This window comes from Vibrio rumoiensis 1S-45, from assembly GCF_000286955.2.
GTDB lineage: Bacteria > Pseudomonadota > Gammaproteobacteria > Enterobacterales > Vibrionaceae > Vibrio > Vibrio rumoiensis_A.
Window position 1 is genome coordinate 39165 of sequence record NZ_AJYK02000057.1, and the last position, 18599, is coordinate 57763.

Consider the following 18599-nt stretch of genomic DNA (forward strand, 5'->3'; position numbering starts at 1 on the left):
ACAGTTACGGTTTTCTTTAATTCTAAATTTATATACGTACTGTAAAGGAGTTTGACGTTCGTGAAATATTATAAATGGATAAGCCTGATTACCGCTTTTTTCTTAATGGGTTGTGCAAACCAAGGTGGTTCAAATTGGGCTTACCCACCATTAGCCATTCCTCTTCAGCCTTCTCTTCAACAAGAATTGCAAATCGCAAGGCTTAACCAGTTATTGCAACGTAAAGAGGTGAGCCAAAATGTTCGTGCTCAAATATTTGCAGAACGTGGCCGTTATCTCGACAGTGTGGGTTTAGCAGATTTAGCCCGCTTGGATTACGAGCGTTCATTAAAATTAAATCCTGCTCAATCTGAAGTATTCAATGTTCTAGGTGTCTATTTTACCCAAGTGAGTGACTATGATTCAGCATTTGATGCATTTGATTCTAGTTTAGAGCTTGATCCGAATAACGACTATGCGGAACGTAATCGAGCCATTGCTTTATATTATGCTGAAAGGTATGTGCTTGCCTCGCAAGATATGGCCAGCAATTACAATAAAGATCCTTCCGATCCGTATCGTGCATTGTGGTTGTATTATATTGATCGAGAAAATGGTGATGAAAAGCAAGCAACAGCGGATTTAGAGCAACGTTACCAAGATCGTGATGAGCAATGGGGTTGGGTATTAGTCGGTATAACTCTGGGTAAAGTCAATGAAAACGATGCACTACAATCCGTTGCAGTAGGTACGAACAATAATGTCGAATTGGCGCAAAAGTTAACCGAGCTTTATTTCTATTTGGCGAAGAAGTATCAATATCAAGGTCAATATTCAGATGCGATTGCTCTTTATAAGTTATCGATTTCACTTAATGTGTATGAATTCTCTGAACATAGGTATGCATTTTTAGAATTAGGGCGTATTTTTAAAGCGATTCAAGCAAAGAGAGATAAAGCGCAAGCGGAATCAACAGAGCCTGCTATCGATCAAGAATCGAGCAATCAGCCTGATGAGAAAAATAACCAACAACCGACTTATCAAGCACCCAAGCTGAGTGTTTAACTTAAGTTGAGTGCCTAATTAGTGACTTTTTGACTATCCATCTGATCTAGGTGGATAGTATTATGCCTACATTTCTAATGTGATTGCTCTTGTTATTCAATCAGCAACCTGGTTTTGGTAATAAAAAAGTTTAAGCAAAATTGACCTAATATATCAACCACCCATTGTGTAAAAGGTTTATCTGGCTCTCGTTCTTCAAGCCAGAACTCGGGTTAAATAAGAAAACTGACAAATAATGATGGTTTCAGTATAGAATCCATTTCTTGTTGCTTTCTATTGACCACTCACAAGGATAATCATGCTAATTCGTACCGAAGCTCCCGCTGATATTCTCACCATTGATTCATTATTACGCCAAACGTTTCCTACTTCATCAGAAGCTAAATTAGTACGTTCTTTACGTGAAAATAGCCGCTTTACTTTATCTCTGGTGGCTTGTAGCGATGAGGGTGAAGTGATTGGGCACGTGCTGTTTACGCCAGTTACGATTGATGGTGATGACTTGGGTTGGCAAGGGCTAGCACCGGTTGCGGTTAAAGAAGAATATCGTGGGCAAGGTATTGCAGAGGCTCTGATCAGATCCGGTTTGGATTCATTATATGAATTTGGTTATTCGGCTTGCTTTGTTTTAGGTTCACCACATTACTATTCTCGATTAGGCTTTCAAGATGGCGCACCAATGGGATTGGTGTCTATTTATAATGTTATGCCTGAATATCAAGTGGGTGCTTTCCAAGCTCTTGCGCTTGCGGATGGTGCTTTTGACGGACAAGCGGGTTTGGTAGAATACAGCCCAGAATTTAACGCTATTTGAGTTATTATGCTAAACCTTCGTGAACAACAGTATTTACAAGAAATGGCAATTCCTGTTTGGGAGCTTGCACATCCGGAACGGTTGCAAGGCTACCAAGCTCCAGGTCTTGTCCTTCCATCTTCTTGCGTTTTGTTATTGGTTTCTGAAAGCTTACCTCAAGGCGAAGATGCGACCTTGTTTATTAAAGTGCTTGGCAGCATGACATTAAAACCGGAGCAGGCTCTGCAGATTACTCCTGCTCAGTTGGTCACTCTGGAAAAGCATCAGCTCAGTTGGATATGGTTTGCTGGTTGTGAGGTTAGCCTAACCCTTGATGGGGTGAATCAGTTATCTTCGCCACTGTTGCAAGACATTCATGGTAATACTCAAAATCGCCGAGACCTTTGGCAGCAGATTTGCTCTTATGACACAAAATAATCTTCAAACATTGCCTCTAATTACTGAGCATCTCGATGCAGTATGGGCGATTGAACAACAAGCGCATAGCCATCCGTGGGCGCAAAGTATGATCCGCGATCTCAGCCATCAAAACACGCCAAACTCCAGTAAGCATCAATTTGGCTTGTGGCTTGATCAAACATTAGTCGGTTACTACTACAGCCAGAATGTAGTTGGGGAAGTCACGTTACTGACGATTGCTGTGGATCCTAGTCAGCAAGGCAAAGGCTATGGACGAATGTTAATGCAGCATTTAATCGAACACAGTGAAGCCTGCGAAGCGGAAAGTATTTGGTTGGAAGTGAGAGCCAGTAATACAGGGGCTTATCATCTTTATGAGTCGCTTGGCTTTAACGAGATGGATCGTCGTGTGAATTATTATCCATCTCAAACCTCAAAGAGTGGCAAAGAAGATGCCATCATCATGAACCTATTGCTGGATAGTGGTTTTAATCCTTTCAGCTAGAGTTATCTTGATTTTTGCGTATAATTCGCCCATCTCACTTAAGTGATCCCATTATTTTTTGTTGCTGCGATAATTGCGGCAACTATCAAACTGTTTATAAGGTTTCAAGCTCTTATGTCTTTCCTTTCTGAAGTTGGCAAGCGTCGTACGTTTGCGATCATTTCTCACCCCGATGCGGGTAAAACCACCATCACTGAAAAAGTACTTTTATTCGGAAACGCTTTACAAAAAGCAGGTACCGTAAAAGGGCGTGGTTCAAATCAACATGCAAAATCCGACTGGATGGAAATGGAAAAAGAACGTGGTATTTCGGTAACCACGTCTGTGATGCAATTTCCTTATAACAACTGCTTGGTCAATCTTCTTGATACTCCGGGACACGAAGACTTCTCGGAAGATACTTACCGAACGCTTACCGCAGTAGATTCTTGCTTGATGGTCATCGATGCTGCAAAAGGTGTCGAAGATCGTACTCGCAAGCTAATGGAAGTTACTCGCTTGCGTGATACTCCTATTGTCACCTTTATGAACAAATGTGACCGTGATACGCGTGATCCTATGGATTTGCTGGATGAAGTGGAAACTGAGCTGAAAATGGCTTGTGCTCCAGTTTCTTGGCCTATCGGAAGTGGTAAAGAGTTTAAAGGTGTTTATCACATTCATCGTGACGAAACGATTTTATATGCCACTGGTCAAGGCTCTACAATCCAAGAAGTGCGCAGCATTAAAGGATTAGATAATCCAGAGCTTGATGCCGAATTAGGTAGTGATATTGTTGATCAACTACGTGAAGACTTGGAACTTGTTATTGGTGCGGCGCATGAGTTTGACCAAGAACTGTTTTTAAAAGGTGAATTAACACCGGTATTTTTCGGTACTGCTTTAGGTAACTTCGGTGTTGACCACATGCTTACGGGCTTAACGGAATGGGCTCCAGCACCACTTGCTCGTGAAGCCAATGAACGCCCAGTTGAAGCCACAGAAGAAAAGTTCTCGGGTTTTGTATTTAAAATTCAGGCAAATATGGATCCAAAACACCGTGACCGTATTGCTTTCATGCGAATTGTCTCTGGGACTTATACCCAAGGTATGAAGATGAATCATGTTCGCTCTGGGAAAATGGTCAATATTTCTGATGCCGTTACCTTTATGGCGGGCGATCGTTCTCGCGCGGAACATGCTTATGCGGGTGATATTATCGGTTTACATAACCATGGCACGATTCAAATTGGTGATACTTTCACCCAAGGTGAGTCCTTGAAGTTTGCCGGTATTCCAAACTTTGCGCCAGAATTGTTCCGTCGTATTCGCCTGCGCGATCCATTAAAACAAAAGCAATTATTGAAAGGTTTGGTCCAGCTTTCTGAAGAAGGGGCTGTACAGGTCTTCCGTCCATTACAAAACAACGATCTGATTGTTGGTGCGGTTGGTGTACTTCAGTTTGATGTGGTTGTCGCTCGTTTAAAATCGGAATATAACGTGGAAGCGATATATGAAGGTGTTAATGTGGCGACCGCTCGTTGGGTTGAATGCAGTGATGAGAAAAAACTCGATGAATTTAAACGTAAGAACCAGACTAACCTTGCATTAGATGGTGGTGATAACCTGTCTTACGTTGCACCGACTATGGTGAATTTAAATTTAGCCAAAGAGCGTTTCCCAGATATTGAATTCCACGCGACTCGCGAGCATTAATCATTATTTTGAAACGGAGTCGTAAAGGCTCCGTTTTTTTATGTGTGAAAAATGCCTTAGAGGGTTATAGTTATTTTAATGATAGATAACGCAAAGAGGGTTTTATGTTGCTTACTAAGATAAAGCGTTGGATAGCACGTTATGATGCTTGGTGTGAAGAGCTTGGGCTCACCTCTGAATATAAGCGCAGTTGCTGTGTGTATAAAGTGGATCCTGCGCATGATAAAAATGCAGTTGAAAAGAAATGCATTAAAAATATTCAAGCCTGATGAAAAGTGATCCATTTCAATTTATTGATACTCATTGCCACTTCGATTTTTCGCCTTTTTCGAACACGCAGAAAGAGCTGGATATTGCTTTTCGTGCAGGTGTGCAAAAAATTATTATTCCTGCAATTGGTGACAGTAATTGGCAACAAGTTCAACAGCTTTCCGAGCAATATCCATCGTTATATTATTCACTCGGTTTGCACCCTTATTTTATCGAACAGCATCATGATAATGCTTTAGAACAATTAGAAGCTTGCCTGCAATTACGCTCATCTAAATGTGTTGCGATTGGTGAGTGCGGTCTTGATTTTATGCTCGATGATGCACTATTAACGCCCAAGCTTGTGGAGAGGCAGTACCACTTACTTGATGCGCAAATACAGCTATCAGTCCACTATTCCCTGCCTCTTATTCTTCATGCTCGCCGATCTCACGATAAAATCTTGCAACGTTTGCGACAAGTTAAGCCGAAAAAAGGTGGTGTCATTCACGCTTTTTCAGGAAGTTATCAGCAAGCAATGGAATATGTGAAATTGGGCTTCTATATTGGAGTAGGAGGGATCATTACCTACCCAAGAGCGCAAAAGACACGCAATACTATGGCACAGTTACCTTTATCCTCTTTGGTTCTTGAAACGGATGCACCAGACATGCCTTTATCGGGGTACCAAGGTGAACCTAATCATCCCGCTCAAATTTTAGGTATTTTTAAGACGTTATGTACACTGCGAGAAGAGTCTGAATTGGAGGTTAAAGATCAAATATTGAAAAATACTATTCAATTGTTTGAGCTTGTTTGATAGTTTTTATGAATGAAAAGCAATCGTTTGCTATCTTGTCAATATAGAAAGGGTGATGATTTGGTGATACTGGTCACGTTGATTTATGTTTTTCATTAATCTTTCATTGGCTAATGTGACATTGGTATTACTTTGTTGAGAATTGTCAGAGTATAATCCACTCCGCTTTTTGATGAGCCACATTTTATTTTTATAACGCAACACAACAAATAAGGAAGCCATATACCATGAGCCTGGTTATGAGCATCGTTGGCATGATCGTTTTACTGCTTATTGCAGTTCTTCTTTCTGACAACCGCAAAGCAATTAATTTAAGAACCGTTGGTGGCGCATTTGCTATCCAATTCCTTTTAGGTGCATTTGTACTGTATGTTCCTTGGGGTAAAGATGTATTGAATGCAATGACAAATGGCGTTCAATATGTCATCGACTTCGGTAATGAAGGTATTGGGTTCCTATTTGGTAACCTAGTTAACTTCTCTGTTGATGGCATCGGTTTCATCTTTGCTTTTAAAGTGCTACCTACTATCATTTTCTTCTCTGCACTGATTTCGGTTCTTTACTACTTAGGCATTATGCAAATAGTAATTAAAGTTCTTGGTGGTGCATTGCATAAAGCGCTAGGTACTTCTCGTGCGGAATCTATGTCTGCGACAGCGAATATTTTCGTTGGTCAAACAGAAGCACCGTTAGTGGTTCGTCCATTTGTACCAAAGATGACTCAATCTGAATTATTTGCTGTGATGTGTGGTGGTTTGGCTTCTGTTGCAGGTGGTGTAATGGCGGGTTATGCGGCAATGGGTGTTCCTCTTGAATACTTAATCGCAGCATCGTTCATGGCAGCTCCTGGTGGTCTATTATTCGCTAAGATCATGAAACCAGAAACTGATGAGCCTATTGATCAAATCGAAGACATTGACCAATCTGGTGATGATAAACCTGCTAACGTGATTGATGCGGCAGCAAGCGGTGCTTCTTCGGGTTTACAACTTGCTCTTAATGTTGGTGCAATGTTATTAGCATTCGTTGGTCTTATCGCATTAATTAACGGTATTTTAGGTGGTGTTGGCGGTTGGTTTGATATGCCGAACCTAACGCTACAATTAATCCTAGGCTGGGTATTCGCACCATTAGCATTCTTAATTGGTGTTCCTTGGTCTGAAGCAACGCTTGCAGGTTCTTTCATTGGCCAAAAAGTGATTGTGAACGAATTTGTTGCTTACTTGAACTTCACGCCTTATCTACAAGATACTGCGACAGTTGTATTGTCTGAGAAAACTAAAGCCATTATTTCATTCGCATTATGCGGCTTTGCTAACCTTTCTTCGATTGCGATTTTACTTGGTGGTTTAGGTAGCCTTGCTCCTAACCGTCGTAGTGACATTGCACGTATGGGTATGAAAGCCGTTGCTGCTGGTACATTATCTAACTTAATGGCTGCAACAATTGCAGGTTTCTTCCTTACATTACAAGCAATGTAGGGTAAGGTTTCTATTTATAGACGCCATTAGAATCTAAATGAAAGCCGTAGCATTTTTTTGCTGCGGCTTTTTGTTTTTCATTCTCGCTGAACATCGCATCGTGACGCTACTTAGGTATCGTTGGTAACTCAAAAGGTATGGGCTGATAAATGATTCCCGTTCTTTTTGAGATACAAACCGTTTGCGTTCAGGATAATGGCTGACCTTAGAGGGTTTAAGAGTATAATCATCAGTGAATTCCTACTAATGATAGAGAGCTTAAAGGAATTGATTAAGCTTGTTAGTTGGAAATGTTCACAACACATGATGTGTTAGCGGCCAAGTATCCGGCTATTCTGGTGATGTGGTTGGCGGTGACAGGGATTGCAATTAACTCTTTAATTTGAGTTAAGTCTTCAAGGAACCAAGTCCGTTCATTTCAGACAACTTGGTGTCGGTTCTCACAAATAATGGGAATCGCACTACACTTGTTTATGGTGTTTAAAATAACACACTCAAGTGTTTACCGAGTCGTCACAATAATTTTTTATATCGGAGATAGAAATGAGCGATTTACAAGCAGCAGCTTTACGTGCACTAAAACTAATGGATCTCACCACGTTAAATGACGACGATACGGATGAGAAGGTGATTGCACTTTGTAAAGATGCAAAATCACCGGCTGGCAACACTGCCGCCATTTGTATTTATCCACGTTTTATACCTATTGCGAAGAAAACACTACGTGAACAAGGTACACCTGAAATCCGTATTGCGACAGTGACTAACTTCCCTCACGGTAATGACGATATTGATATCGCGGTTGCTGAAACCAAGGCTGCTATTGCTTATGGCGCTGATGAAGTGGATGTGGTTTTCCCATATCGTACTTTGATTGCTGGCGATGAGAAAACTGGTTTTGAACTGGTTAAGCAATGCAAAGCCGCTTGTGGTGACATTTTATTGAAAGTGATTATCGAAACCGGTGAACTCAAAGAAGAAGCGTTGATCAAACGTGCTTCTGAAATCTCAATTGAAGCGGGCGCAAACTTTATTAAAACCTCAACGGGTAAAGTGCCAGTGAATGCGACGCCTGAATCAGCAGAGATCATGCTGAATGTGATTAAAGATATGGGTGTAGCTAAAACAGTTGGTTTTAAACCCGCTGGTGGCGTTCGCACAGCAGAAGATGCACAAGCTTACCTAGCAATGGCTGATCGTATTTTAGGCGCTGAATGGGCCGACAACATGCACTATCGTTTTGGCGCATCAAGTCTACTTGCTAATTTGCTTAATACACTTGGCAAAGGCGAGAAAGCAGCGGAAGGCGGCTACTAATCCTATTTGAATTTCAAGGCATTGCCTATTTATATACGCTAGTGCTTTGAGGCATTGTTTAAAAAAACACTGTTTTTAGCTGTATTGCTATTTCAATAGGTGATTCATATTTCCATAAGGTAGTGCTATGTATCTTCCTCAAGAAATTATTCGAAAAAAGCGTGATGGTGAAGTGCTCACGGCTGAAGAAATTAACTTCTTTATCCAAGGCGTTGCCAAAGACACGATCTCCGAAGGTCAAATTGCCGCTTTTGCCATGACCATCTTCTTCAATGAAATGACCATGCAAGAACGGATCGCATTAACTTGTGCGATGCGTGATTCAGGCATGGTGATTGATTGGTCGCACATGAACTTCACTGGCCCCATTGTTGATAAGCATTCAACGGGTGGTGTGGGCGATGTGACCTCCTTGATGTTGGGCGCAATGGTGGCCGCTTGTGGTGGTTTTGTTCCGATGATCTCAGGCCGAGGTTTAGGCCATACGGGTGGAACTTTAGATAAACTCGAGTCAATTCCTGGCTACAACATCATGCCTTCTAATGAGGTGTTTGGTGGGGTTACTAAAGAGGCGGGTGTTGCGATCATCGGTCAAACCGGTAACTTGGCACCAGCCGATAAGCGAGTGTATGCCACGCGAGATATTACCGCAACCGTCGATAATATCTCTTTGATTACGGCGTCTATTTTATCTAAAAAACTGGCGGCAGGTCTGGATTCATTGGTGATGGACGTCAAAGTTGGTTCTGGCGCTTTCATGCCAACCTATGAAGCCTCTGAAGAACTGGCACAGTCGATTGTTGCCGTCGCCAATGGCGCAGGCACAACCACGACTGCTATCCTTACTGATATGAACCAAGTATTGGCATCATCGGCAGGTAATGCGGTTGAAGTGCGTGAAGCCGTGCAATTCTTAACTGGTGAGAAAAATTCTCGCGGTGAAGTGCGTAACCCTCGTTTACTTGATGTCACCATTACGTTGTGTGCGGAAATGTTGGTGTTAGGAAAATTAGCCGACAATACCGAGCAAGCACATCAACAACTTCAAGCTGTTTTAGATGATGGCAGTGCAGCGCAATGCTTTGGTAAAATGGTGGCAGGCTTAGGCGGCCCACAAGATTTTATCCAAAACTACGATGCCTACCTACCAAAAGCTGACATTATTAAACCAGTATTTGCCAAATTTGATGGTGATAAAAAAGTTGCCACAGTGACCGCGATGGATACTCGCGCCATTGGCATGGCAGTGGTTTCGATGGGCGGTGGACGTAAAGTAGCATCAGATCCTATTGATTACGCCGTCGGGTTTGACCAATTTATACGCTTAGGTGAAACGGTGGATGAGCAAACGCCTTTGGCGATGATCCATGCTCGTACCGAAGAACAATGGCAACAAGCCGCTGATGAATTACAACAAGCGATAACCGTATCGGATGAGGTTTATGTACCGACTCCGAATATTTATCGCCAAATCCGAGCTCAAGATCTGTCATAAGATCGAAACGGTTTGGAAGGAGAATTAACCATGAAACGTGCAATTATTTTAGTACTCGACTCTTTTGGGGTTGGGGCAACTCAAGATGCCGTTAAATTCGGTGATGTAGGCGCTGATACCCTTGGTCATATTGCCGAGCAGTGTCATAAAGGCTTAGCGGATAACGATCAGCGCAGCGGCCCTTTAACGCTACCAAACTTATCTAAATTAGGTTTAGGTAAAGCTGGCGAAGAATCAACGGGGAATTTCCCAATTGGTTTGGATAAAAATGCAGAAATTACTGGTGCTTATGGCCATGCGGCTGAACTGTCGTCTGGTAAAGATACGCCATCGGGTCACTGGGAAATAGCCGGTGTCCCTGTATTGTTTGACTGGGGTTACTTTTCAGATGTAGAAAACAGCTTCCCACAAGAACTGTTAGACAAAATTGTGAAACGTGCCAATTTGAAAGGTTACTTAGGTAACTGTCATTCCTCAGGTACCGTGATTCTTGACGAGCTTGGTGAAGAGCACATGAAAACCGGAATGCCTATTTTCTATACCTCGGCAGATTCCGTTTTCCAAATCGCGTGCCATGAAGAAACCTACGGTTTAGATAACTTACTTGAGTTGTGTGAAATCGTGCGTGAAGAACTTGAGCCTTACAATATTGGTCGCGTTATTGCTCGTCCATTTATTGGCGCGAAAGCGGGTGAGTTTGCACGTACTGGTAATCGCCATGATTTATCGCTTGAGCCGCCAGCGCCGACCGTTTTACAAAAATTGGTCGATGAAAAAAGTGGTGAAGTGGTATCGATTGGTAAAATTTCTGATATCTATGCAGGTTGCGGAATAACTCAAAAATTCAAAGCTACGGGTCTTGAAGCGTTATTCGATGCCACGTTAGAGCAAGTGAAAGTCGCGGGTGATAATACGATTGTATTCACTAACTTCGTTGATTTCGATTCTTCTTACGGTCACCGTCGTGATGTGGCTGGTTATGCGGCGGCGTTAGAATATTTCGATGCTCGTTTACCTGAAATTCAAGCGATTTTAAAAGAAGATGACGTACTGATCTTAACTGCAGACCATGGTTGTGACCCAACTTGGCCGGGCAGTGATCATACTCGTGAACACATTCCAGTATTGGTTTCTGGTCCGAAAATTCCAGCAGGTTCATTAGGTCGTCGCGATACCTTCGCCGACATTGGCCAAAGCCTGGCAGAATACTTTGGTACTTCAGATATGGAATATGGTAAGTCGTTTTTATAAACGCATAACAAACTGGTAGAAATACAATAATTTATTTTAATTGCTGCACGAAAAGAAGCAGCGAATGAAACTTATAAAGGAAATAAACATGGCAACTCCACATATTAATGCTGAAATGGGTGATTTTGCAGACGTTGTTATCATGCCGGGTGATCCACTTCGCGCACAATACATCGCAGAAAACTTTTTAGACGATGCGGTTCAAGTGTGTAATGTTCGTAATATGTTTGGTTACACAGGTACTTATCAAGGTCGTAAAATCTCAGTAATGGGACACGGTATGGGTATCGCTTCTTGTTCTATCTACGTGACGGAACTGATTAAAGATTTCGGCGTGAAGAAAATCATTCGTGTAGGTAGCTGTGGCGCAGTCAGCGATAGCATCAAATTACGTGATGTTGTGATTGGTATGGGCGCTTGTACCGATTCAAAAGTAAACCGCATGCGTTTTAAAGATCACGATTTTGCTGCCATTGCCGATTATGAAATGGTACGTAACGCTGAAGAAGCGGCGAAGGCACGTAGTATTGATGTGAAAGTGGGTAACTTATTCTCAGCTGATCTTTTCTACACGCCAGATCCAGACATGTTCACAGTAATGGATAAATACGGCATTTTAGGCGTTGAAATGGAAGCAGCAGGTATCTACGGTGTTGCGGCAGAATATGGGGCTAAATCGGTGGCGATTTGTACGGTTTCTGATCACATCAAATCAGGTGAGCAAACTACATCTGATGAGCGTGCTACTACCTTCAACGATATGATTCATATTGCGCTTGATTCAGTGTTACTTGGCGATAAGTAATCCATCAATCGTAGAATCAAATCTATAAAAAAACCTCTTGCTGATTATTATTTAGCAAGAGGTTTTTGTTTATTCGCCATGAGAAATACGTGTTTTATAAATCTTTCAGTAAAATATTCTCAACTTGATCTTTCGGTTTAAACAGCAGTAATAAGCATAATAAAACGCCACTAATAAAGCTTAACATCAACATCATGTACATCAGGTGGTCGCTGCTGCGGTAGCGATGATCGGAAATAGCAGTCACTTTGCCTCTTTCAAATGTAATTCGAATAAAACCGATCATGGAACCATCATTGAACACAGGTTTGACTAACTGCTCACGTCCAATCGATGCTGTTTTTAACGGTGTATCTAGCCCTAATGTTTCTCGGACACTTTGCGCATTATCGCTGGCGACCAATCGAACGCCTTCAGCATTATAAATGGTGGTGTCCAAAACAAGTGGGTCAGAGGAAATTTGATTGGTTAGTTTCAATAGAGCATCTTGGTCATCATTAATAATCATGTCGCTGGCAGATAACGCAGACTGAGATATCAATAAATTGGTTAATGTTTCTAATTGTTGGTTTTGAATGTGTTCATTATCGCGGCTGATCACGAAGCTGTTAATAATGGTGTAAGCAAACATGCCACCTAATAAGATGATTGCGGCAAAGCGTAAAAAAACGCGCCAAGAAAACAATGAGGTCTGCATGTAAAGTTACCTTCAAATGTTGTGGATAATTTAACCAAAAGTCGGTTTTTTATGTATTTACTAGTTTGGGACTTGCGTTACTAAATTGCAATAGGGTAAGTTGCTTAGCATTAATGTGTTTACTTTGAGTAAATACCGACGATTCAATCGTAGAAAATTTTGAACTTATTAAGGCGAAAAACATGGACGTAACAAAAACATTAAAGATTCAAAAAAATATGTCGCTGATAAAGCGTTTACCTGAGTCCCATTTGTATTCAAGCTTGGATAAACAAAAAGCCCAGTGGATCGTTTTTGGTGACTATTTATCGATTGATGATTTTAACCGTATTGATTTATTTACGGGTCGGTTCAACCCGGTGTTGGATTCTTGGAAAGTCGGTTCGTATGAAGTGGCCTTGATGGGCGGTGAGTTGATCCCTGAGATGATAGAGTTTATTCATAATCTTGGTTTAGATTGTGCTTCAATTAGTGTGTTACCTGAGTTAGCAAAGCCGGGTTTGATTGTGATGGATATGGATTCCACTGCCATTCAAATTGAATGTATTGATGAAATTGCCAAGTTAGCCGGTGTAGGCGAACTGGTTTCAGGCATTACAGAGCGTGCTATGCAAGGTGAATTAGATTTTGAAGCAAGCTTACGTGAACGTGTAGCTGCGTTAAAAGGTGCCGACGAATCGATACTGGCTCAGGTTCGTGAAAGCTTACCTCTTATGCCGGATTTACCAGAATTAGTGAATACGTTAAAAGCGCTTGGTTGGAAAACAGCGATTGCGTCTGGCGGATTTACGTACTTTTCAGATCACTTAAAAGAAACATTAGGTCTTGATTTTGCACAGTCAAATACGCTTGAAATTGTTGACGGTAAGCTCACCGGTAAAGTGTTAGGCGATATTGTGTCGGCAGAAACCAAGGCAGATATTCTGGTGACCTTAGCGGATGAGTATGATGTTGAGCAGCATAATACCGTTGCGGTTGGTGATGGCGCAAATGATCTCGTAATGATGGAGACAGCAGGTCTTGGCGTGGCGTATCATGCGAAACCAAAAGTAGAACAACAAGCTAAAACGGCAATTCGCTTTTCAGGTTTAGGTGGAGTGCTATGTATTTTGTCTGCCGCCTTAGTGCAGCAAAAACGCATAAGCTGGAAAGCTATCCCGTAGGCAGAGAAGAGCAGGAAGAGCCGTTCTTCGTTTCGGTGGTAAGCGCTGGAAATGCACCGCAAAAGATTGATGATTTAACGGTTGACGGTACTTTAAGCAATGGCTTTTCTTTTTCTAGGAACCATAACCTTTACGCAGAGCCTCAATCGTTCTGCTTTTTATTTTGATAACACTTTGAGAGATCGTGATGGCAACCAAAGCAAAACGTGCGTATGTCTGTAATGACTGTGGAGCAGACTTTCCTCGATGGCAAGGGCAATGTAATGCTTGTGGTGCTTGGAATACCATTACAGAAGTGCGTCTTGCTGCCTCTCCTCAAGTCGCTCGTAATGAACGTCTATCAGGGTATGCAGGCTCGGTTAACGATGCAAAGGTACAAAACCTAGCTGATATTGACTTACAAGAAGTACCGCGTTTTTCAACAGGGTTTAAAGAATTCGACCGAGTGCTCGGTGGTGGAATCGTTCCCGGTTCCGCAGTATTAATTGGGGGTAACCCGGGAGCAGGGAAAAGTACCCTATTGCTTCAAACGGTCTGCCGTTTAGCCTCCCAAATGCCAACCTTATATGTCACCGGCGAGGAGTCGCTGCAGCAAGTGGCAATGCGTGCTTCACGTTTAGGCTTGCCAAAAGAAAACTTGAAAATGTTATCGGAAACTAATGTTGATACTATTTGCCAAATTGCCGAATCTGAAAAACCGAAAATTATGGTGATTGATTCAATTCAAGTGATGCATGTGGCTGATGTGCAGTCTTCCCCAGGTAGTGTGTCTCAAGTTCGTGAATCGGCAACCACGCTCACTCGCTACGCAAAACAAAATAATGTTGCGGTATTTTTAGTTGGACATGTAACTAAAGATGGTACTTTGGCAGGCCCTAAAGTACTTGAGCATATTATTGACTGCTCCGTGTTACTCGATGGCAGCGCCGATAGCCGTTTCCGCACTTTACGCAGCCATAAAAACCGCTTTGGTGCAGTCAATGAATTAGGCGTTTTTGCCATGACAGGGCAGGGCTTAAAAGAAGTCAGTAATCCTTCGGCTATCTTCTTATCTCGTGGTGAGGAAGAAACCTCTGGCAGTTCTGTGATGGTGGTCTGGGAAGGTACACGTCCACTACTCGTTGAGATTCAAGCGCTGGTGGATTATTCACAGCTTTCCAATCCTCGTCGTGTTGCGGTTGGTCTTGATCAAAACCGTTTATCGATGCTGCTTGCGGTATTGCATAAACATGGCGGCCTACAAATGGCCGATCAAGATGTGTTTGTGAATGTTGTTGGTGGGGTGAAAGTAGCTGAAACCAGCGCCGACTTAGCATTATTAATGGCATTGTTGTCGAGCTTTAAAGATCGCCCATTACCAAAAGATGTGGTGGTGTTTGGTGAAGTCGGACTCGCCGGTGAAATCCGCCCAGTGCCGAGTGGTCAAGAGCGATTAATGGAAGCGTATAAACATGGTTTTAAGAAGGCCATCGTCCCTGCTGCTAATATGCCTAAAGGCGGTATTGCAGGTATGCAAATTCATGGCGTTAAAAAGTTATCAGAAGCGATTGATGCGTTTGATGAGTTGTAACTAGGGATATCTCTTGCTCTAATTCAATTCTTTTAAGTAGCCTAACCCCAATTGCTTCATCTGAGTTTCGATCCAAGCTACGCGTTTCCAGATGTAAGGGGTTGGGTTTTGTACTTTAAATAGATAAGGGTTGGGAAGTACCGCGGCAAGGCGAGCAGCTTGTGACGCTGATAATTGGCTAGGGCGAACACCAAAGTAGTGTTTACTGGCCGCTTCCACACCAAAAATACCAGGGCCAAACTCAACGATATTCAAATACATTTCCAGTATCCTTTCTTTGCCCCATTCAAATTCAACCAAAATACTCAAATAAGCTTCAACTGCCTTTCGGATGAGATCTTTACCCGACCATAAATATAAGTTTTTGACGGTTTGCTGCGTCAGTGTACTAGCACCTCGAAAGCGATCGCCCGATATCATATCTGAAATGGCTTTTTGGGTTGAATCGAAATCGACACCGTGGTGAAAAGGGAAGCGTTGATCTTCAGAGGCAATCACAGCAAGTTGCATGTGAGGCGATATGTTTTCAAGTGATACCCATTCTGAAGGTGGGTATTGTTTATAGCCTTTCGGCGGGAAGAAATCTCGTTGCAATTGCCAACTCCAGAGCGCTGGATTGATAAACTTTAAAGGTAAAGTGATCAAAATAGAAAAGGCGAAGAAAAACACTATCGCTCGAAGTACCCATTTTTTGATCCATTTGCCCATGCCTTATCCTTTTGTGACAATTCGTAATATTCTTGCTAAAGATAAGACAGAATAGAGCGAAGTGAAATGAAATGCGAGAAAGACTCGAAAAGATGACGTTTAATTTACCTAATAGTCTGATTTTATTTGATACTCTATCGCGGTTTCACGTATGAATATAAACTGTAGTGACTGGTGGGAATCAATTGGGATCCGCCAGTGTTAACTGCGCTTTATCCGAGACAAAAAAGATTTTTTATCCAAATGCACACAGGGGATATCAGTCTTGACAGATTGTGTTATACTCTGCGCGAACTTTATATCCTATTAATAGAGTAAGACAATGACTGACTTATCAAAATACAGAAACATTGGTATTTTTGCGCACGTTGATGCGGGTAAAACTACCACGACTGAGCGTATTCTAAAGCTTACAGGTACTATCCACAAAACTGGTGAAGTACATGACGGCGAATCAACGACTGACTTCATGGAGCAGGAAGCTGAGCGCGGTATTACTATCCAATCGGCTGCAGTAAGTTGTTTCTGGAAAGACCACCGTTTTAACGTGATCGACACCCCTGGACACGTTGACTTTACAGTAGAAGTATATCGTTCTCTTAAAGTTCTTGACGGCGGTATCGGTGTATTCTGTGGTTCTGGTGGTGTTGAACCACAATCAGAAACTAACTGGCGTTATGCTAACGAATCAGAAGTTGCACGTATCATTTTTGTAAACAAACTGGACCGCATGGGTGCAGATTTTTACCGTGTTACTGAGCAAGTACGTAAAGTACTTGGCGCAACTCCGCTTATCATGACTCTACCAATCGGTATTGAAGATGACTTTAAAGGCGTTGTTGACGTTCTAACTCGTAAAGCGTACATCTGGGACGAAACTGGTCTTCCTGAGAACTACACAGTTGAAGACGTTCCTGCTGACATGGTTGACGATGTTGAGCAATACCGTGAAGAGATGATTGAAACAGCTGTTGAGCAAGATGATGAACTAATGATGGCTTACATGGAAGGTGAAGAACCTTCTGAAGAAGAAATCAAACGTTGTATCCGTAAAGGTACTCGTGACCTAGCGTTCTTCCCAACATACTGTGGTTCAGCATTTAAAAACAAAGGTATGCAACTAGTACTAGATGCGGTTGTTGATTACCTACCTTCTCCAACAGAAGTTGATCCTCAACCTCTTATGGATGAAGAAGGCAACGAAAACGGCGAATTCGCTATCGTTTCTGCAGATGAAACATTTAAAGCGCTAGCATTCAAAATCATGGATGACCGTTTTGGTGCGTTAACTTTCGTTCGTATTTACTCTGGTAAATTGAATAAAGGTGACACCATCATGAACTCGTTCACAGGTAAAACTGAGCGTGTTGGCCGTATGGTTGAGATGCAAGCGGATGAGCGTAAAGAGCTATCTTTCGCACAAGCGGGCGATATCATCGCTATCGTTGGTATGAAGAACGTGCAAACTGGTCACACTCTATGTGATCCTAAGCACCAAGTAACTCTAGAGCCAATGGTATTCCCAACTCCAGTAATCTCGATTGCTGTACAGCCTAAAGATAAAGGCGGTTCTGAGAAAATGGGTATCGCTATCGGTAAAATGGTTGCAGAAGATCCATCTTTCCAAGTTGAAACTGATGAAGATTCAGGCGAAACCATCCTTAAAGGTATGGGTGAGCTTCACTTAGACATCAAAGTAGACATCTTGAAGCGTACTTACGGCGTAGACCTAATTGTTGGTCAACCACAAGTTGCTTACCGTGAAACTATCACTAAAGAAATTGAAGATAGCTACACGCACAAGAAACAATCTGGTGGTTCTGGTCAATTTGGTAAAATTGATTACCGTATCAAGCCTGGTGAGCAAAACTCTGGCTTTACGTTCAAATCATCTGTTGTGGGTGGTAACGTACCGAAAGAATTCTGGCCTGCAATCGAAAAAGGTTTTGCTGGCATGATGGACAACGGTGTTCTAGCTGGCTTCCCAACGTTAGACGTTGAAGTTGAACTATTTGACGGTGGCTTCCACGCAGTCGATTCATCTGCAGTAGCATTTGAAATCGCAGCGAAAGGTGCATTCCGTCAATCTATGCCTAAAGCTGGCGCTCAACTTCTTGAGCCTATCATGGCAGTAGACGTGTTCACTCCAGAAGATCACGTTGGTGATGTTATCGGTGACCTTAACCGTCGTCGTGGCATGATCAAAGACCAAGAAGCAGGCGTTACAGGCGTTCGCATCAAGGCAGACGTACCGCTTTCTGAAATGTTCGGTTACATCGGTTCTCTACGTACAATGACTTCAGGTCGTGGTCAGTTCTCTATGGAGTTCGCACACTACTCACCTTGTCCTTCTAATGTAGCTGAGCAAGTAATTGCTGACGTTAAAGCACGTAAAGAAGCAGAGAAGAAGTAATTCTTTTCTAAGCTGATTTAAGCTTAAATAAAAACCCGCTAGTGATAGCGGGTTTTTTTATATCCTTAGTAAATGAAGCTTCAGTATTATTTAGCCGACGTATTCGCATTATTGTTTATATAAACAATGGTACAGGCATTTATATCAAAGGGCCTCACTCGTTTATCACATCA

The 18599-nt window shown here is 42.2% G+C and carries 17 protein-coding genes; 15 read left to right on the forward strand and 2 right to left on the reverse strand.

From position 1 onward, the window contains the following. Positions 1 to 60 precede the first annotated feature (60 nt). The 12 genes from nlpI (at position 61) to deoD (ending at position 11875) form a co-directional block, all read left to right on the forward strand. Positions 61 to 1044 carry a lipoprotein NlpI gene (gene nlpI, locus A1QC_RS07270; RefSeq protein ID WP_017023834.1) on the forward strand — a complete coding sequence of 328 codons (984 nt, stop codon included), beginning with the start codon at positions 61 to 63 and terminating at the stop codon, positions 1042 to 1044. A gap of 298 nt (positions 1045 to 1342) precedes the next feature. Then, positions 1343 to 1858, forward strand: coding sequence for a GNAT family N-acetyltransferase (locus tag A1QC_RS07275; protein WP_017023835.1), 516 nt, complete (start codon positions 1343 to 1345; stop codon positions 1856 to 1858). Between the two features lie 6 nt (positions 1859 to 1864). After that, the gene (locus A1QC_RS07280) at positions 1865 to 2275 is read left to right on the forward strand and encodes a DNA polymerase III subunit psi (RefSeq protein WP_017023836.1); all 411 of its coding nucleotides are present in this window, start codon (positions 1865 to 1867) and stop codon (positions 2273 to 2275) included. Continuing rightward, the gene (gene rimI, locus A1QC_RS07285) at positions 2262 to 2762 is read left to right on the forward strand and encodes a ribosomal protein S18-alanine N-acetyltransferase (RefSeq protein ID WP_017023837.1); all 501 of its coding nucleotides are present in this window, start codon (positions 2262 to 2264) and stop codon (positions 2760 to 2762) included. Before A1QC_RS07280 ends, rimI begins: the two co-directional genes overlap by 14 nt. Before the next feature lie 114 nt (positions 2763 to 2876). After that, entirely contained in the window at positions 2877 to 4457 is a 1581-nt protein-coding gene (prfC, locus tag A1QC_RS07290; RefSeq protein WP_017023838.1) for a peptide chain release factor 3, read from the forward strand. A 104-nt stretch (positions 4458 to 4561) separates the two neighbouring features. Next, positions 4562 to 4726 carry a hypothetical protein gene (locus tag A1QC_RS15535; RefSeq protein WP_017023839.1) on the forward strand — a complete coding sequence of 55 codons (165 nt, stop codon included), beginning with the start codon at positions 4562 to 4564 and terminating at the stop codon, positions 4724 to 4726. After that, positions 4726 to 5526 (forward strand): TatD family hydrolase, encoded by an 801-nt coding sequence (locus tag A1QC_RS07295; RefSeq protein ID WP_017023840.1) that lies wholly within the window; start codon positions 4726 to 4728, stop codon positions 5524 to 5526. Before A1QC_RS15535 ends, A1QC_RS07295 begins: the two co-directional genes overlap by 1 nt. A 227-nt stretch (positions 5527 to 5753) precedes the next feature. Further along, positions 5754 to 7007, forward strand: a complete 1254-nt coding sequence (locus A1QC_RS07300; protein WP_017023841.1) for a NupC/NupG family nucleoside CNT transporter — start codon at positions 5754 to 5756, stop codon at positions 7005 to 7007. A 543-nt stretch (positions 7008 to 7550) separates the two neighbouring features. Continuing rightward, positions 7551 to 8324, forward strand: a complete 774-nt coding sequence (deoC, locus tag A1QC_RS07305; RefSeq protein ID WP_017023843.1) for a deoxyribose-phosphate aldolase — start codon at positions 7551 to 7553, stop codon at positions 8322 to 8324. A 127-nt stretch (positions 8325 to 8451) separates the two neighbouring features. Then, positions 8452 to 9819 (forward strand): thymidine phosphorylase, encoded by a 1368-nt coding sequence (deoA, locus tag A1QC_RS07310; protein ID WP_017023844.1) that lies wholly within the window; start codon positions 8452 to 8454, stop codon positions 9817 to 9819. 30 nt (positions 9820 to 9849) lie between these two features. Continuing rightward, on the forward strand, positions 9850 to 11070 hold the full coding sequence (deoB, locus tag A1QC_RS07315; protein ID WP_017023845.1) for a phosphopentomutase: 1221 nt from the start codon (positions 9850 to 9852) through the stop codon (positions 11068 to 11070). A gap of 88 nt (positions 11071 to 11158) precedes the next feature. Further along, the gene (gene deoD, locus A1QC_RS07320) at positions 11159 to 11875 is read left to right on the forward strand and encodes a purine-nucleoside phosphorylase (protein WP_017023846.1); all 717 of its coding nucleotides are present in this window, start codon (positions 11159 to 11161) and stop codon (positions 11873 to 11875) included. 94 nt (positions 11876 to 11969) lie between these two features. On the opposite strand, the gene A1QC_RS07325 is transcribed toward deoD, so the two are convergent. Next, the gene (locus A1QC_RS07325) at positions 11970 to 12572 is read right to left on the reverse strand and encodes a YtjB family periplasmic protein (RefSeq protein ID WP_017023847.1); all 603 of its coding nucleotides are present in this window, start codon (positions 12570 to 12572) and stop codon (positions 11970 to 11972) included. 182 nt (positions 12573 to 12754) lie between these two features. Here A1QC_RS07325 and serB point away from each other — a divergent pair, with 182 nt between their 5' ends. Beyond that, positions 12755 to 13735 (forward strand): phosphoserine phosphatase, encoded by a 981-nt coding sequence (gene serB / locus A1QC_RS07330; protein WP_017023848.1) that lies wholly within the window; start codon positions 12755 to 12757, stop codon positions 13733 to 13735. 187 nt (positions 13736 to 13922) lie between these two features. Further along, on the forward strand, positions 13923 to 15305 hold the full coding sequence (radA, locus tag A1QC_RS07335; protein WP_017023849.1) for a DNA repair protein RadA: 1383 nt from the start codon (positions 13923 to 13925) through the stop codon (positions 15303 to 15305). A gap of 18 nt (positions 15306 to 15323) precedes the next feature. On the opposite strand, the gene mtgA is transcribed toward radA, so the two are convergent. Further along, a complete protein-coding gene (mtgA, locus tag A1QC_RS07340) occupies positions 15324 to 16013 on the reverse strand; it encodes a monofunctional biosynthetic peptidoglycan transglycosylase (protein WP_017023850.1) in 690 nt (229 codons plus the stop codon). Positions 16014 to 16335: 322 nt separating this feature from the next. On the opposite strand from mtgA, the gene fusA reads away from it, so the two are divergent. Beyond that, positions 16336 to 18426 carry an elongation factor G gene (gene fusA / locus A1QC_RS07345; protein WP_017023851.1) on the forward strand — a complete coding sequence of 697 codons (2091 nt, stop codon included), beginning with the start codon at positions 16336 to 16338 and terminating at the stop codon, positions 18424 to 18426. Positions 18427 to 18599 lie beyond the last annotated feature (173 nt).

Excerpts from the sequence above, each read along its gene's own strand:
- deoC (WP_017023843.1), top strand. The coding sequence starts at position 7,551 with ATGAGCGATTTACAAGCAGCAGCTTTACGTGCACTAAAACTAATGGAT.
- rimI (WP_017023837.1), top strand. The coding sequence starts at position 2,262 with ATGACACAAAATAATCTTCAAACATTGCCTCTAATTACTGAGCATCTC.
- deoD (WP_017023846.1), top strand. The coding sequence starts at position 11,159 with ATGGCAACTCCACATATTAATGCTGAAATGGGTGATTTTGCAGACGTT.
- deoA (WP_017023844.1), top strand. The coding sequence starts at position 8,452 with ATGTATCTTCCTCAAGAAATTATTCGAAAAAAGCGTGATGGTGAAGTG.
- fusA (WP_017023851.1), top strand. The coding sequence starts at position 16,336 with ATGACTGACTTATCAAAATACAGAAACATTGGTATTTTTGCGCACGTT.
- A1QC_RS07275 (WP_017023835.1), top strand. The coding sequence starts at position 1,343 with ATGCTAATTCGTACCGAAGCTCCCGCTGATATTCTCACCATTGATTCA.
- A1QC_RS07280 (WP_017023836.1), top strand. The coding sequence starts at position 1,865 with ATGCTAAACCTTCGTGAACAACAGTATTTACAAGAAATGGCAATTCCT.
- A1QC_RS07325 (WP_017023847.1), bottom strand. The coding sequence starts at position 12,572 with ATGCAGACCTCATTGTTTTCTTGGCGCGTTTTTTTACGCTTTGCCGCA.
- mtgA (WP_017023850.1), bottom strand. The coding sequence starts at position 16,013 with ATGGGCAAATGGATCAAAAAATGGGTACTTCGAGCGATAGTGTTTTTC.
- radA (WP_017023849.1), top strand. The coding sequence starts at position 13,923 with ATGGCAACCAAAGCAAAACGTGCGTATGTCTGTAATGACTGTGGAGCA.
- A1QC_RS15535 (WP_017023839.1), top strand. The coding sequence starts at position 4,562 with ATGTTGCTTACTAAGATAAAGCGTTGGATAGCACGTTATGATGCTTGG.
- A1QC_RS07295 (WP_017023840.1), top strand. The coding sequence starts at position 4,726 with ATGAAAAGTGATCCATTTCAATTTATTGATACTCATTGCCACTTCGAT.
- deoB (WP_017023845.1), top strand. The coding sequence starts at position 9,850 with ATGAAACGTGCAATTATTTTAGTACTCGACTCTTTTGGGGTTGGGGCA.
- A1QC_RS07300 (WP_017023841.1), top strand. The coding sequence starts at position 5,754 with ATGAGCCTGGTTATGAGCATCGTTGGCATGATCGTTTTACTGCTTATT.
- prfC (WP_017023838.1), top strand. The coding sequence starts at position 2,877 with ATGTCTTTCCTTTCTGAAGTTGGCAAGCGTCGTACGTTTGCGATCATT.
- serB (WP_017023848.1), top strand. The coding sequence starts at position 12,755 with ATGGACGTAACAAAAACATTAAAGATTCAAAAAAATATGTCGCTGATA.